General features: G+C 42.3%; 13 protein-coding genes. 3 read left to right on the top strand and 10 right to left on the bottom strand.

Annotation, left to right across the window (positions count from 1 at the left end; genetic code table 11):
- Nucleotides 1-11: 11 nt before the first annotated feature.
- The 3 genes from clpB to rluD all read right to left on the bottom strand — a co-directional run bounded on the left by clpB (nt 12) and on the right by rluD (nt 4479).
- Nucleotides 12-2597 carry an ATP-dependent chaperone ClpB gene (gene clpB, locus J1N51_RS14170; protein ID WP_208831892.1) on the bottom strand — a complete coding sequence of 862 codons (2586 nt, stop codon included), beginning with the start codon at nt 2595-2597 and terminating at the stop codon, nt 12-14.
- Between the two features lie 117 nt (nt 2598-2714).
- Nucleotides 2715-3515, bottom strand: coding sequence for a peptidoglycan editing factor PgeF (gene pgeF / locus J1N51_RS14165; protein ID WP_208831891.1), 801 nt, complete (start codon nt 3513-3515; stop codon nt 2715-2717).
- A complete protein-coding gene (gene rluD / locus J1N51_RS14160; RefSeq protein WP_208831890.1) occupies nt 3490-4479 on the bottom strand; it encodes a 23S rRNA pseudouridine(1911/1915/1917) synthase RluD in 990 nt (329 codons plus the stop codon). The genes pgeF and rluD overlap by 26 nt, the downstream gene beginning before the upstream one ends.
- A gap of 128 nt (nt 4480-4607) precedes the next feature.
- On the opposite strand from rluD, the gene J1N51_RS14155 reads away from it, so the two are divergent.
- Nucleotides 4608-5357 carry an outer membrane protein assembly factor BamD gene (locus J1N51_RS14155; RefSeq protein ID WP_208831889.1) on the top strand — a complete coding sequence of 250 codons (750 nt, stop codon included), beginning with the start codon at nt 4608-4610 and terminating at the stop codon, nt 5355-5357.
- 78 nt (nt 5358-5435) lie between these two features.
- Here the strand turns inward: J1N51_RS14155 and J1N51_RS14150 are convergent, their stop codons facing one another.
- The 3 genes from J1N51_RS14150 to J1N51_RS14140 all read right to left on the bottom strand — a co-directional run bounded on the left by J1N51_RS14150 (nt 5436) and on the right by J1N51_RS14140 (nt 6624).
- Nucleotides 5436-5738: an ArsR/SmtB family transcription factor gene (locus J1N51_RS14150; protein WP_208831888.1), complete on the bottom strand. Its 303-nt coding sequence runs from the start codon at nt 5736-5738 to the stop codon at nt 5436-5438.
- Nucleotides 5735-6115, bottom strand: a complete 381-nt coding sequence (locus J1N51_RS14145) for a response regulator (protein ID WP_208831887.1) — start codon at nt 6113-6115, stop codon at nt 5735-5737. Before J1N51_RS14145 ends, J1N51_RS14150 begins: the two co-directional genes overlap by 4 nt.
- A gap of 134 nt (nt 6116-6249) precedes the next feature.
- Nucleotides 6250-6624: a hypothetical protein gene (locus J1N51_RS14140; RefSeq protein WP_208831886.1), complete on the bottom strand. Its 375-nt coding sequence runs from the start codon at nt 6622-6624 to the stop codon at nt 6250-6252.
- Nucleotides 6625-6873: 249 nt separating this feature from the next.
- Here J1N51_RS14140 and smrA point away from each other — a divergent pair, with 249 nt between their 5' ends.
- Complete coding sequence (gene smrA, locus J1N51_RS14135; protein WP_208831885.1) at nt 6874-7464, top strand: DNA endonuclease SmrA; 591 nt, start codon at nt 6874-6876, stop codon at nt 7462-7464.
- Between the two features lie 63 nt (nt 7465-7527).
- On the opposite strand, the gene J1N51_RS14130 is transcribed toward smrA, so the two are convergent.
- Together J1N51_RS14130 and J1N51_RS14125 are read right to left on the bottom strand one after the other, a co-directional pair.
- Nucleotides 7528-8268 carry an enoyl-CoA hydratase gene (locus J1N51_RS14130; protein ID WP_208831884.1) on the bottom strand — a complete coding sequence of 247 codons (741 nt, stop codon included), beginning with the start codon at nt 8266-8268 and terminating at the stop codon, nt 7528-7530.
- A 349-nt stretch (nt 8269-8617) separates the two neighbouring features.
- On the bottom strand, nt 8618-9355 hold the full coding sequence (locus J1N51_RS14125) for a HupE/UreJ family protein (protein WP_208831883.1): 738 nt from the start codon (nt 9353-9355) through the stop codon (nt 8618-8620).
- A 226-nt stretch (nt 9356-9581) separates the two neighbouring features.
- Here J1N51_RS14125 and J1N51_RS14120 point away from each other — a divergent pair, with 226 nt between their 5' ends.
- Nucleotides 9582-12896, top strand: coding sequence for an amidohydrolase family protein (locus tag J1N51_RS14120; protein ID WP_208831882.1), 3315 nt, complete (start codon nt 9582-9584; stop codon nt 12894-12896).
- Nucleotides 12897-12993: 97 nt separating this feature from the next.
- Here J1N51_RS14120 and J1N51_RS14115 read toward each other — a convergent pair whose 3' ends face one another.
- Nucleotides 12994-13947 carry a Kelch repeat-containing protein gene (locus J1N51_RS14115; protein ID WP_208831881.1) on the bottom strand — a complete coding sequence of 318 codons (954 nt, stop codon included), beginning with the start codon at nt 13945-13947 and terminating at the stop codon, nt 12994-12996.
- A 128-nt stretch (nt 13948-14075) separates the two neighbouring features.
- Entirely contained in the window at nt 14076-15110 is a 1035-nt protein-coding gene (gene fba, locus J1N51_RS14110) for a class II fructose-bisphosphate aldolase (RefSeq protein WP_208831880.1), read from the bottom strand.
- Nucleotides 15111-15176: the final 66 nt, after the last annotated feature.

The raw sequence follows: 15176 nt of genomic DNA, 5'->3' as shown, positions 1-15176 counted from the left end.
TTTATCGTTGGTTAATAAGTACGAACGACAAAATTACCATCAACAACGTCCAAGTTGACTTTGTCCTTTGGTTTTATCTCACCCGATAACAATGACTGTGCCAGGGTGTTTTCGACGTGTTGTTGGATTGCTCGTTTTAATGGTCGAGCACCAAACACAGGATCAAAGCCAGCCTCAGCAATTTGTGCCATCGCAGCCTCTGAAATTTCTAGTTCGACGTCTTGCTCAGCAAGTCGACGCTCTAGGCCTTTCAACTGAATCTTAGCAATCTCTTGGATTTCTTTGTTATCCAGAGGGTGGAAGACCACAGTATCGTCAATACGGTTGATAAACTCAGGTCTAAAATGCTGGCCTACCACTTCCATCACCATAGCCTTCATTGTCTCATAGCTGTGATCTTGGTCCTTTGCATAGCTCGACTGAATCAAGTCAGAACCCAAGTTAGACGTCATAATGATCACAGTGTTTCTAAAGTCGACGGTACGCCCTTGGCCGTCAGTCAATCGACCCTCGTCTAATACTTGTAATAAAATATTAAACACATCCGGGTGGGCTTTTTCGACCTCATCTAACAAAATAACTGAGTAAGGCTTACGTCGAACGGCTTCGGTCAAATAACCACCCTCTTCATAACCTACGTAACCCGGAGGCGCACCAATTAATCTGGCAACAGAATGTTTTTCCATAAACTCAGACATATCAATGCGAACCATATTGTCTTCAGAGTCAAACAAGAAATGAGCAAGTGCTTTGGTCAATTCTGTTTTACCTACACCCGTAGGACCTAAGAATAAAAACGAACCGTTTGGACGATTTGGATCCGCAAGACCCGCTCGAGAACGTCTAATTGCATTAGATACAGCATCAACGGCTTCACCTTGGCCAACAACTCGAGTATGGAGCTGTTGTTCCATTTGTAACAATTTATCGCGTTCACTCTCTAACATCTTGTTGACCGGAATACCTGTCCAACGAGATAAGACCTCGGCAATTTCAGACTCTGTCACTTTGTTGCGCAGCAATTCCATATCATGCATTTCAGCTTGTGACGCCAAGTCCAACTGCTTTTCTAGCTCCGGAATTCGGCCGTATTGCAACTCAGACATGCGCTGTAAGTCACTCGCGCGACGTGCGACGTCCAAGTCCAAACGAGCTTGTTCTAGCTGCTCTTTGATAGTTTGCGTACCAGATAATGCGGCTTTTTCAGAATTCCACACTTCTTCAAGTTCGTTGTACTTTTTATCCAGTTCATTTATTTGGTCGCGGATCAGCATCTGACGGTTTTTACTCGCTTCATCCGTCTCTTTTACCAATGCATTGTCTTCCAATTTTAGCTGAATGATTTTACGTTCTAGCTTTTCTAATTCTTCCGGCTTTGAGTCAATTTGCATACGGATACTAGAAGCCGCCTCATCAATAAGGTCAATTGCTTTGTCAGGTAATTGTCGGTCACTGATATAACGGTTAGATAAACTCGCCGCCGCCACAATCGCAGGGTCGGTAATATCCACTGAGTGGTGAATTTCGTAACGCTCTTTTAAACCACGTAGGATTGCGATCGTGTCTTCAACGTTTGGCTCATCAACTTGTACTTTTTGGAAACGACGTTCTAGCGCCGCGTCTTTCTCAATGTACTGGCGATACTCATCCAAAGTAGTTGCGCCAACGCAGTGCAACTCACCTCTCGCTAAAGCCGGCTTTAACATGTTACCCGCATCCATGGCACCGTCGGTTTTACCCGCGCCGACCATAGTGTGGATTTCATCGATAAATAGAATAACCTGACCTTCTTCTTTCGCGAGCTCATTGAGGACTGACTTTAGTCGCTCTTCAAATTCACCGCGATATTTAGCTCCTGCCACTAACGCACCTAAATCTAATGACAGTACGCGTTTGCTTTTTAAACCTTCAGGCACTTCACCGTTGATGATTCGTTGCGCTAATCCTTCGACAATCGCGGTTTTACCTACACCAGGCTCACCGATTAAAACCGGGTTGTTTTTGGTTCTGCGTTGCAATACTTGAACGGTTCGACGGATCTCTTCGTCACGGCCAATAACCGGATCGAGTTTGCCTTGTTCTGCACGCTCGGTTAAATCGACCGTATACTTTTCAAGTGCTTGTCGCGTATCTTCAGCGTTTTGGCTTTCAACTTTTTGACCACCGCGTAAGTTTTCAATGGCTTTTTCGATTTTGTCTTCAGTGAGGCCAATCAGTTTTAAAATTGAGCCCACTGCGCCTTTGTCTTCAAGCAGTGCTAACAAAAAGATTTCACTGCTAATAAACTTGTCTTTGCGTTTTTGAGCAATTTTGTCACATATATTGAGTGTCGCAGCCGTCGCTCTGGATAGTTGCACATCACCGGCGATACCTGTAACCGTTGGGACTTTTTCTAGTTCGCGTGAAATCTTAGAACGCAGCTCAGACACACTGATACTGGCGTGATTTAAAATAGTAATGATAGAACTGTTGTCCTGATTCAAAAGAGAATGCAGGATATGAACTGGTTCTATGTATTGATGGTCGCGACCGACCGCTAACGATTGCGCGTCAGCGATAGCCTGCTGAAATTTGTTGGTGAATCTGTCTAAACGCATCGTTTACCTCGATAAATAAATTTAATTACTATCAAAATTAGGTCTAGATGCGTTTTTTTCAATGTTAGAAGATCAATATTTATTACAAACTTTGATCTAAGTCACAGATTTTTGGGCTTATTTATCTTCTAACCAAATCATACTTGCCATTCGACCGCACTGTCCATCACGGCGATACGAATAATAATATTGCTGGTTTTGATAACTGCATTCATTAGACAAGCTAATTAAACTGACCCCAAGCTCTTGCAATACAAGCACAGCGATGCCGGGCAAATCACACATATATTTGTTGTCGGCATTATCACTGAGTGTGCTCGTCACAAACATATCTGCTGATTGCGGCCATTTATCGACAAAACTCTGACGTACTTCAGAACCCACTTCAAATGCGGCTTTAGAGATGGCTGGCCCGATCCAAACACTAAGCTCATCGGCATTAACCGGCAGTGCTCTAATGGTGTTTGCAACAATGCCATTTAACAATCCACGCCAACCTGCGTGAACAGCCGAGACTACACGACCTTGGACATCCACCATTAAAATTGGCAAACAATCGGCCGTCATTACCGTACAAATGGTATTCGTTAACTGGGTGAAACAGGCATCGGCCTCCATATGTGAGCGATATTCATATGGTAGCTCTACAACCCGTATTGTATGAGTTTGATTTAACCAATAGGGTTCTGACGGCAACCTCAGTTGTTCGCGCAATATAGCTCGGTTAGTCATGACCGCTGTTAGGTCATCACCAACGTGAGTGGCGATGTTGAGGCTGTCATAAACACCCAAGCTCACACCTATTCTCTGCTCACTAGAACCTGCATCAACACCGATACAACGCCTAGTGGTACCAGCCTTGAGCCGCTCTAGTAAGTCAGGGTCTAATCCTTTAAAGGTAGCCGAAGTCCATATCATCTTGGTTCTCTTTGACATCTTCTTTCAGCACTTTTACCAAGTTTGTAAAGTCTTCTGGTAACGGTGCATGAAACTCTAGTTCTTCTCCAGTAATTGGATGTTCGAATCTCAACATAGCTGCATGAAGAGCTTGTCGCTTAAAGCCTCTCAATGTCGCCAATACTTTTTCTGATGCACCTTTAGGTGTCTGAACTCGACCACCGTATTGAATATCGCCTACTAGTGGATGACGAATATGCGACATATGAACACGGATCTGGTGAGTTCGACCGGTTTCCAATCTAAGTCGAATATGTGTGTGTGCTCTAAATTTACTGATCACTCGGTAGTGTGTCACTGATTCGCGACCGACTTCACTCACCGCCATTGAAGTACGCTTTGTTGGATGGCGACCAATCGCTTTATCAATTGTACCGCCCGCTGTTAGACGCCCCAAACACACAGCTTCATATTCTCGAGTGATCAAACGCTCTTGCATATCCGCTACAAGTTGCGTTTGAGCTGGAACGGTCTTGGCTACAACCATTAAGCCAGTGGTATCTTTATCCAAACGGTGGACAATACCCGCTCGTGGTACCAAATCAATCGCAGGGAAGTGATGCAACAAGGCGTTTAGTAACGTACCTGATTGATTACCCGCACCTGGGTGAACAACTAAATTGTCGGGCTTGTTGATAACCATGAGGTGTTCATCTTCGTAAACGATATCAAGATCAATCGCCTCAGGTTGATGATGAACCTCAACTTCTAGCTCGGCATAGATTGTAATATCTTCATTACCCAGCATTTTTTCACGGGCTTTAGTTACAGGTTTGCCGTTTACCAAGACTTTTTCGGCTAAAATCCACTCTTTTAGTCGACTTCTTGAATATTCCGGGAACAAATCGGCGATTACCTGATCTAATCGTTTACCAAAATGCTGTTCATTTGCTTGAGCTTGTAGTTCAATAAGTTCTTTGTTCATGATTTATCATTTGAATTTTTGAATTTTGCCAGTGCATGAGGCAACTGACTGAGATAGAATGCAGTTAATGTAACCATTCTACTCGAATTTTTACTTAACGAAAAAGAAAACTTCCCAGGTTGAAAATAATGTTGAATTTTAAGTTTGTCCGTCATTTGAGTTTTATTGTCTTGTTGTCTTCTGCCCTTGCGGCATGTTCCTCAAACGATGAACTTGAGAGAGTCTCTGATTTATCACCACAAGCGCGTTACGAAGCAGCAAAAGATTTATTAAATTCAAAACTTTATAATCGTGCTATCACAATCCTTAACGATTTAGAAAATCAATTTCCGTATGGTCCACTATCACGTCAAGTACAATTAGACTTGATGTTTGCACTATACAAGTCTGGTCGTTACGAAGAAGCACTACCAGCGATTGACCGCTTTATAAAATTAAACCCAAATCACCCACGTTTAGACTTTGTGACCTATTTACGCGGCTTAGTGAATATGGAAAAAGGCTTAAATGCATTCCAAGAGTTTTTTGGCATGTCTAACGCTGACAAAGATTTAGAAGCAGCTCGTGAAGCGTTTGGTGATTTCAAACGAATGATCAATCGTTACCCTGAATCTGTCCACGTCGAAGATGCCAAAAGCCGCATGGTTGAGGTATTGAACCGTCTGGCTAAATACGAGCTGCATATTGCCGAGTACTATATGTCTCGCTCAGCCTATGTTGCCGCAGTAAGCCGTTGTAAGTACGTTCTAGAGTACTACAAAGACAGCAACGCCGTTGTTCCAGCATTAGAGATCATGGTTGAGGCATATGACAAGTTAGGCTTACCTGAATTAAAAGCAGAAGCTGAAGCTGTATTAGCGGCCAACACCGCCGGTTAATCAAATGTTACTCAGTAAAAAAGGAGCTTCGGCTCCTTTTTTTTGTCATCAATTATTATTAAAACGCTATTGCTTTATTTAGGCAGATTCGGTTGCGTACATGTCCTTTAACAACATCATCATTTGTTTAACGTTTGGACTACTTAGCGAATAGTAAACAGTTTGAGACTCTTTTCGAGTTTGTACAAACCCCTCTTTTCGCAATAAAGCAAGATGTTGAGATAATGCTGATTGCCCTAAGCGAACTCGTTCAGCTAACTCATTTACCGAAGCTTCACCTTCAAGTAAATTACACAGAATAAACAAACGATTTTCGTTTGCCATGACCTTCAGTAATGCCATCGCTTTGGGCGCACATTGGCGCATTTGATCTATGTTCATATTTGGATATCTAGACTCTTAAGGACCGAGCTTACTTTTTTAGGAGAAAACGGTTTTACTATAAATGCAGATGCCCCACTGGCTATCGATGCTTTCACGTTTTCAATACTGCTATGTGCTGACACCATTACCACTTCAACGTTGTGTTTGGCCGCTTTTAGCTCTTTGAGAATAGTTTGCCCGTCAGAGTCTGGTAATTCAATATCCAAAAACACTACATCTGGCATATTCTTAGTGAATTGCTCTAATGCTTCTCGCCCTGATGATGCATGAGAGATATCTGTGCCACCAAGTTGATTAAGTGTTTGTTGCAAAAAGCTTCTCACTGACGCGACATCATCGACAATAAGAAACGATTTCTCTTTAATGTCTGACATTAAGTTTTAGCCTTCTCAAATTCTCTAGTTTGGACCAGGCGGATTGGAAAATTAACCAAACTTGTAGCTCCAGTACCGATAAATATGTCTTAAATAATACCGTACTTGCATAGTTAAACACAGTACCAAAGGGTTTAGCTATTGCGTAATTTTATTCTTTTTTGTCTGTGCATGTTACGAATGAGCATAATATAAACGCCAAACAAACAGACAATACCTGCCAAAGGGTATACCAACCAATTATTCACATAAGCCAGCACCATCACACCAAGGAAAATCAGCAAGAAAGGCTTTAATTCATAAAAAAATTGCCCAGACTCTTTGTGCTTTCTCGTTTTTTCGGGATCTGTACGTCTCGCATTAGAGCGCATAACCCACACCAAGGCGCCAGCAAAAAAGAAAAGCACACCTGACATGGTCGCCAAGATTGTTTCAAAGTAATTAATCTCAACAACCCCAATCGACATGTACGCATAAGGCAATGATTCGTATATTAATTTAGGAAACATAACTCCTCCCCATGTGAAAAGGATTTGATAACACGCTATAAAACAAAGCGGTTTTACTTTGTTTTGTCTTGTCCCTAATCGCTTACATCGCAATTCAAAGTGTAGTTCAAGACCACGAGTTGAACAATTGACACTCGATCTATTTGAGTCAATGCTGATTCGTTGAGCAAACGAATTTTGCATTAAAGATAAAGCTTTTTGTTCTTCGATTTCGTATTAAAATGATGGAAGTTAGTTTAGGAGGTAAAAATGAGTGAGTTTGATTTATTTTTGGAAGAACTCGGTGGCGTAAAGCCTCTAAAGTCATCACCTACATACACTGCAACTCAGAAAAAAAATACACTCACAGAGGAACAGGCTCAGCAAAGAAGAGAGAATGCCGAGCGTTCAGCCGCTTTTGATCCTAATCCACTCGCTACAGAAAATGTACAACTCGTTGATCCAGATGAATTATTGTCGTACAAAAAATCAGGTGTCCAAGACGGCGTATTCAAAAATCTAAGGTTGGGAAAATACGAAATTCACACTGTTTTAAACATTCAAGGCCAGTCTATCAAACAAGCCCGCCAAAACCTGTATCAATTTATTCAGGACAGCCACAAAAGCGATATGCGGTCCCTGTTAATCCAGCACGGCAAAGGACTCCACAGCAAACCTCATCCGGGGTTACTAAAAAGCTATGTTAATCAATGGTTAAGACAGTTAGACGAGGTGAAAGCATTTCATTCTGCTCAACCTTTTCACGGGGGTTCAGGTTCGGTATACGTATTACTCAAAAAAAGTGAAGAGGCACGCCTGACCAACAAGGAGCGTCATCAAAAACGCGGGGCAAATGGTTAGTTTTGAAGAGTTAGGTTGATGAAACGTCACAGCAGAAGTACTTTGCTGTGACGCCAACGCTTTTTATTTTTTGAAGAAACTAGCGATGATTTGCTTCGACTCTTCACTTCCTAATAGGTGTTCAAAGTACTTTAATTCTGCACTTATCACTTCGTTTAGTTGCGTTTTGTTCGAATCCACAATCAGCCCTTTTGACGCTTTCACTGATTGGCTCGGTAATTGAGCCAGTTGCTCTGCTCGTTTGGTTGCGATAGTAAGAACTTCCTCAGCATCCACAACCTGATTTATTAGGTTTAACCTCAGTGCCTCATCGGCATCAAACTTATCGCCCAACACCAATAGCTCGAATGCTTTAACACGACCAACTTGAGCCGGTAAAATATGACTTGAGCCAGCTTCAGGACAAAGTCCTAACTTAGAGAATGGCAATTGAAACACGGTGTTATTAGCCGCATATACAAGATCACAATGCATCAGCATTGTTGTACCGATACCGATAGCTGGGCCAGCTACGGCAGCAATTAATGGCTTGGTTAATCCCACCAAGGTTCTCAAAAAAATGACCGTCGGATGTGCTTCGGTCAAAGCTCCACCTTTTAAAAAGTCATTGAGATCATTACCCGCCGTAAAACATTCTGCTGAACCAGTAATAACGGCAGCGTGTAAGTCATCACTGCGCTCAAGATCAACTAATGCTTCAGTCATGGCTTGATACATCGCTAAAGACAACGCATTTTTTTGCGCTAGGCGATTAATCGTTATGGTCATTACACCATTCGATTTAGATACGAGTATTTCAGACATAAATTCTCACAATATTTATCGTTAAATGCCGTAGGGTTAGATGTATAAGGTTATCTCGAATCCATAAAAAAAGCTCGGATAAACCGAGCTTTTTTCTAAATCGCTAAAAAGACATAACCTTTAGCGAGTATTAAAGTTGTGTTGCAAATGTAACCACAGCCAAAACTGCGACCGCTATACAAATATAACCCAAGCCAACACCTTTACTTTGCGGAGATGAAAACATTCGCATTTCCTTTGTTCTTTTTATTTGTGGAAACAATGATTACTGGTTAATAAACCAACAAAACCAGTCTAAATAATTCACAAATTGTTTTCAACAGCCTTTGGGATAGTTTTTGCAAATTTATTAAAGTCCAAATACTCGCTCAATAAACCAGTACAATCCAACAGCGCCAATTACAGCAGATAAAGGCACCTGTACAAAAGCTCTATAAGAAGGCTTATCACTCAATTTAAAGAACACCAAAAACGCCATAACCAGCACGGCCAGCTGACCAAGCTCAACACCAATATTAAAAGAAAACAGTGCTGTCAAAAACGCGTCTTGAGGCAAGCCAAACTCACTTAATACAGACGCAAATCCCATACCGTGTAATAAGCCAAATAAAACAATCACCCAGATTCGATGAGATTTGGCGTTTTCAAAACGAATGTTATCTACTGCCATCCAAACAATACTCAAAGCAATAAGAGGCTCGACAATGGCGCCACTCAAATTAATGAAGCCCAAGCTTGAAAGAGCAAGGGTCACTGAATGAGCAAGAGTAAAGGCTGTAACCTGCCAAAAAAGCTTTGAAAAAACCGTCGTAGAAAAGAATAAAGCCAGCACAAAAAGAATGTGGTCAAGCCCCAGTGGCAAAATGTGCACAAAGCCGGATTTAACGTATTTTACAATCCGCTCCCCTGACGTTAGCCCATCACTGTCAGCCTGTTGTTGAGCCATTGCTTGCATCGCAGCTTGCATTTCTGGTGATGGGCCTTTTTTAAGTTCTGTTGTTTCTGCCGCAGTAACACCAGACCAAGACATTAATACAAAAGTGAAAAACGAAATTGCAATCCATGTTAGAGCCTTATTCACGGTCACAACGCCTCCTTAATAAAAGTTAATAGAAATCCAGTAATATTTAGAATTTTTATACTAAAAGCCGTCTATTTTAGAGAGTTCTGGTTGTTTATATAGAGCAATGGACCACCTTTTTTGACCTTTCATCGCAATCCCCTGTTCCAGTGATGATCTTTACGACAAACCTCAGTACACTCTTAGTGGAGAAAAACCATCAAGAGTTTTGTTTATAACAGCAAGGAATCTTATGAAAAATCAACTAAAGCGAACGCTTTTAAGTGCGTCAATCGCGTGTTTTTTGAGTGCGCCTACTTTAGCGCTTGAGTCAAAAGACTCAGAAGCTAAATGGGATGTCACAAAACCTCAAGGTGAAATGAAAGCCATTACTATCAACACGGACGAATCAACTTGGTCTAACCTAGATGTTCATCCTAACGGTAAAACCATAATCTTCGATATGCTGGGCGATCTTTACACCATGCCTATTTCGGGTGGCCAAGCGACACCTTTGGTGTTGGGCTATGACTGGAATATGCAAGCAACATACAGCCCAGATGGAAGCAAGATTGCATTTTTGAGCGACCGCGATGGAATGATGAACCTGTGGGTTATGAATGCTGACGGTACCAACCCAGTTCAAATCACCAAAGAGAAAAGCCATACGATTCACACACCTCAGTGGAGTCCTGACGGCCAATATATCGCTGTGACTCGCGGTGTTATGTCATCTCGTTCGATTGCAGCCGGCGAAATCTGGTTATTCCATCACACGGGTGGCAGTGGCACTAAGGTAAAAGCTGGCACTCACGGTGCATTTAACCAAAAAAACATCACAGACCCTAAGTTTTCTCCTGATGGTAAATATTTATATTACACACAAGACATCACTAGCGGACGTGTGTGGCAGTACAACAAAAACTCAACTCAAGAGTTATTTAACATCATTCGCCACGACCTAGACACGGGTGAAGAAGAGCGTTATATCGGTGGTGCCGGTGGTGCCGTTATCCCGACGCCATCACCAGACGGTAAGTACATGGCCTACCTTAAACGCGAAGATACAAAAACTGTACTTTATATCAAAGATTTAAAAACCGGTATCGATACCCGTTTAACAACAGAAATGGAACGCGATCACCAAGAAACCTTTGGTACTGAAGGTAACTACGCGTATTTTGATTGGACTCCGGATAACAAACATATTGTTTATTGGAGCGGCGGTAAATTTAACAAGATAGATGTTAAGTCAAAAAAAGCCGAGATCATTCCATTTAATGTTTCGGTAGAAAAACAAATTCAAAAAGCAGTTCGAGTTCCGGTTGAAGTTGCCCCAGATCAGGTGGCAGTAAAACAGGTTCGTTGGGCAACCATGTCTCCAAAAGGCGACAAAATCGTTTATCAAGCACTGGGCAAGCTTTACGTTCGTGACGTTAAGTCAGGTAAAGTCTCTCGTCTGACTCGCCAAGATAATCACGATGAGTTTTACCCTAGCTTTTCTCGAGACGGTAAATACATTGCTTACACCACTTGGGATGACCAAGAGTTAGGTACGGTTCGAGTTGTGCGCTCTCGCGGTGGTAAAGGCAAAGTTATCTCAACTGAGCCTGGCCATTACATCCAGCCACGCTTCTCACCTGATGGTAAAAAAGTAGTCTTTGATCGATTCACTGGCGGTTATTTATTATCACCTGAGTGGTCTATGGAACCTGGTATCTATGTTGCTGACGTAAATGGCGATAACATGAAACGCGTGGTTAAGTCTGGTGGAGACGCGCACTTTGGCGCTGACAACAACACGATTTATTACACAAGTTATCAAGCTGGTAGCTACGGTACTAAGCGTAAGTTAATGCAGGTTAACTTAGACGGATTCGAACAACGCGACGTAATGAACGGCGACGAGGTGACAGAATTTAAAGTATCACCAGATGGCAAATGGCTCGCATTCGTTTACCAATTTAACGCGTACATTGCACCATTTGGTAAAGTAGGTACGGTTCAGTCAATTGGCCCGAAATCTACTTGGGTACCAGTTAAACAGGCCTCTGCAGCAGCAGGTTCTGAGTTACACTGGTCTGCTGATAGTAAAAAGCTACACTGGTCGAATGCTTCGACATTGTACAGCCGTTCAATTCAAGAAACCTTTGACTTTGTTGACGGTGCAAAAGCTGAAATGAGTGAGCCTACCACAGAAGGCATCGATTTGAGCTTTAATGCAGAGGCGGATATTCCTGACTCAGCTGTCGCATTAGTTGGTGGTAAAGTTGTAACAATGCGCGATGCAGACAACAAACAAGAAATCATCGAAAACGGTGTTGTTTTGGTTAAAGGCAATCGCATCGTCAAAGTTGGTGCTAAAGGTGACGTAACAATTCCAAAAGGATATGAAACAGTGGATGTGTCTGGTAAGACACTATTCCCTGGTATAATCGACGCTCACTCGCACGGTTCTCAAGGTAGCCGCCAAATTATTCCAAAACAAAACTGGAAAAACTTCTCCTCTATTGGCTTTGGGGTGACAACGATTCACGATCCTTCAAACGACAACCGAGAAATTTTTGCCGCTGCAGAATTGCAACAGACAGGTAAAATTTTGGCGCCTCGTATCTTCTCAACAGGTCGTATCTTGTATGCTGGTTATTCTCCTGGCTACACAGCTAAGATCAACGATATCGAAGACGCTCGTTTTCATATTAAACGCACTAAAGAAAACGGTGCCGTTTCAGTGAAGAGCTACAACCACCCTCGTCGCGATACGCGTCAGCAAGTGCTTGAAGCAGCACGTGAATTAGGTGTTAACGTAGTACCTGAAGGCGGCGGTAAACTGTATCAGAATATGACAATGATCATCGATGGCCACACAACGCTTGAGCACTCTTTAAACATCCCAACGGGATATAAAGATTTAACTCAAATGTGGAGCCAAACTGAGACTGCCTACAACCCAACATTTGTTGTCGCTTATGGCGGTTTATCTGGTGAAAAATACTGGTACGACAAAACCAACGTTTGGGAAAATGAGCGCTTAATGCGTTATGCCCCGCGTTACATCATTGAGCCAGTATCAATTCGTCGTGATACCGCGCCAGAAGATCACTATAACCATATCAAGATTGCCGAATACGCAAAAACACTTCGTGACAACGGGGTTCGAGTATTGATTGGTGCTCACGGTCAACGCGAAGGTTTAGCAGCCCACTGGGAAATGTGGATGATGAATCAAGGTGGCTTTACACCATGGGAATCACTGCGCGGTGCGACATTTGACGCAGCCATTGCGTTGGGTATGGATAAGGACTTAGGTTCGATTGAAGAAGGCAAACTTGCGGATATCGTAATCGTCGAAGGTGATGTATTAACCGACATTCGCCAGTCTGAGTTTGTGACTCACACTATGCTAAACGGTCGTTTATACGACGTTAAAACCATGAGTGAAGTTGCAACAGGTAACTTTAAAGCTGAACCTTTGTTCTTTAACCGCCTCAACATCAATGCGATGCCAGCGGCGACGGCACAAGAGCTTAAGCAGAAAGAAGAGACCTATCACTGGACTCATCACTAGTGAGTAACGAGTAATAACTCATAATTGCTCAAAACGAAAACGCCGGTTGCTTTAAAAACCGGCGTTTTTTTTATTTTGTTTTAATTAAGGACAAAGCCTAAGGCTTAAACCTCTGAATATAGTCCTTGTGTGGTGGTCTTCCTGTCTCTGTTCCACCCATAATGTAACTGACGCCATTAAGTGTCGTGACCCCAGCATGTCTTACTGGTTTTAATCCGCACTGCTCCTTCTGCCAGATTTGCGCATTTAAGTCATACGAAAAACAATCTGACAAAGAATTGTAGTTACCAAAGGCATAAAGCTTATCACCATTAACGGTCAAAGCGTGTGCACTAATGCCCTTTGGTAAATCGGCTAGTGTTTCCCAGCGGTTTTCGATGAGGTTAAAACGCTCAAATGAAGATAATGATGAGTCGCCGTTGTAACCCCCTACCGTATACAGCCAATCACCATAGATTGCCGACTTGGTCACTTTGGCTATAGGCATTTGATTTAATTGAAACCATCGGTCCGCCTTTACATCATATTTAAAAACTCGATCGCTAAAAGTCTCGCCTTCGCTTGTCATGAAACTACCACCTAAAACATAAATCATGCCGTCTTTAAACTGCACCGTATTAATGCGTGTCGCCCAACCTAGAGGTTTTATCTGACGGACTTCTCTTGTTCGAGTATTAAAGACTTCAACCTGAGGTCTGCGTTGCATGCTTTGGTATTTTTTATTCGGACCAATTCCACCTATGATGTAAATCGATTCTTCACCATCAAACACAGCAGAGTGATAAAAACGTGAAATGACGATATCTTCTAATACTTCAGTACGATTACTCAAAGGATCGTAAATTTCAATTGTCGCACCGGCCCTATGTTCGGTATTGAAGCCACCTATGGTATAAACGTATCGACCATCATTGACTACAGCAGCGCCAAAGCGTGCGATTTTTAAATTTGCTTGTTGGTAATCTGGTTGAGTGACACACCCAGTCAAAACTACTGACATAGCAAGGGTGATGAGCGTAATTAAGCGTTTGGTATGTTCTATTGTTTTCACTTTATATTCCCTGTGTTTTAATAGTCGAACATCAATAAGGGTTTGTAATAATTGCCAAACCCAGACGTATTTAAGCAAAAAGCCCCGTTAAAAACGAGGCTTTTTTTGTAACAAAATCAATAGGATTATTAGTACTTTTTAACCATATCTTCAAGTGAGATAACTTTGATTTTGTCAGCGTTTCCGGCAGTACCAAACGCTTCGTAGCGGTTTACAACGATGTCTGTCATAGCTTCTACCGTTTTAGAGAGATACTTACGCGGATCGAATTCAGCTGGATTCTCGGCCATAAATTTACGTACAGCGCCTGTTGATGCTAAACGTAAATCCGTATCGATATTTACTTTGCGAACACCGTGTTTGATGCCTTCAACGATTTGTTCAACTGGCACACCATAAGTTTCAGGAATTGCACCACCAAACTCATTAATAACAGCCAACCATTCTTGTGGAACCGATGAAGAACCGTGCATTACCAAGTGGGTGTTAGGAATTTTTTTGTGAATAGCTTTAATTCGATCAATCGATAAGATGTCACCTGTTGGTGGACGCGTAAACTTATACGCACCGTGTGATGTACCACAGGCAATCGCTAATGCGTCTACGTTAGTTTTTGCAACAAAATCTGCTGCCTCATCAGGGTCAGTCAACATCTGCTCTTTAGTTAACTTACCTACTGCGCCAATGCCGTCTTCTTCGCCGGCTTCACCCGTTTCTAATGAACCCAAACAACCTAACTCACCCTCAACAGATACACCACAGGCATGTGCCATTTCGACCGTGCGACGAGTTACGTCTACATTGTATTCGTAATCAGAAGGTGTTTTACCGTCTTCCATCAATGAACCATCCATCATAACTGATGAAAAGCCCAATTGAATTGAGCGCTGACATACCGCTGGAGAAGTACCGTGGTCTTGGTGCATACAAACAGGAATATGTGGAAACTCTTCAATCGCAGCAAGGATCAAATGACGTAAGAACGGTGCACCCGCATATTTACGCGCACCAGCAGAGGCTTGAACAATAACAGGGCTGTTAGTTTTGTCCGCCGCGGCCATAATGGCACGCATTTGCTCTAGGTTATTAACGTTAAATGCCGGAACTCCGTAACCATACTCAGCTGCATGATCTAATAATTGGCGCATTGAAATTAAAGCCACATTCCACTCCTATGGGGTTGTCTGATGAGTAATAATTCAAACTGTTACCAGTTTTGTAACTTATTT

This window comes from Psychrosphaera ytuae (assembly GCF_017638545.1).
Taxonomy (GTDB): domain Bacteria; phylum Pseudomonadota; class Gammaproteobacteria; order Enterobacterales; family Alteromonadaceae; genus Psychrosphaera; species Psychrosphaera ytuae.
The sequence above is the reverse complement of the archived record's forward strand: the minus strand, read 5'-3'. Positions and strand labels throughout refer to the sequence as shown.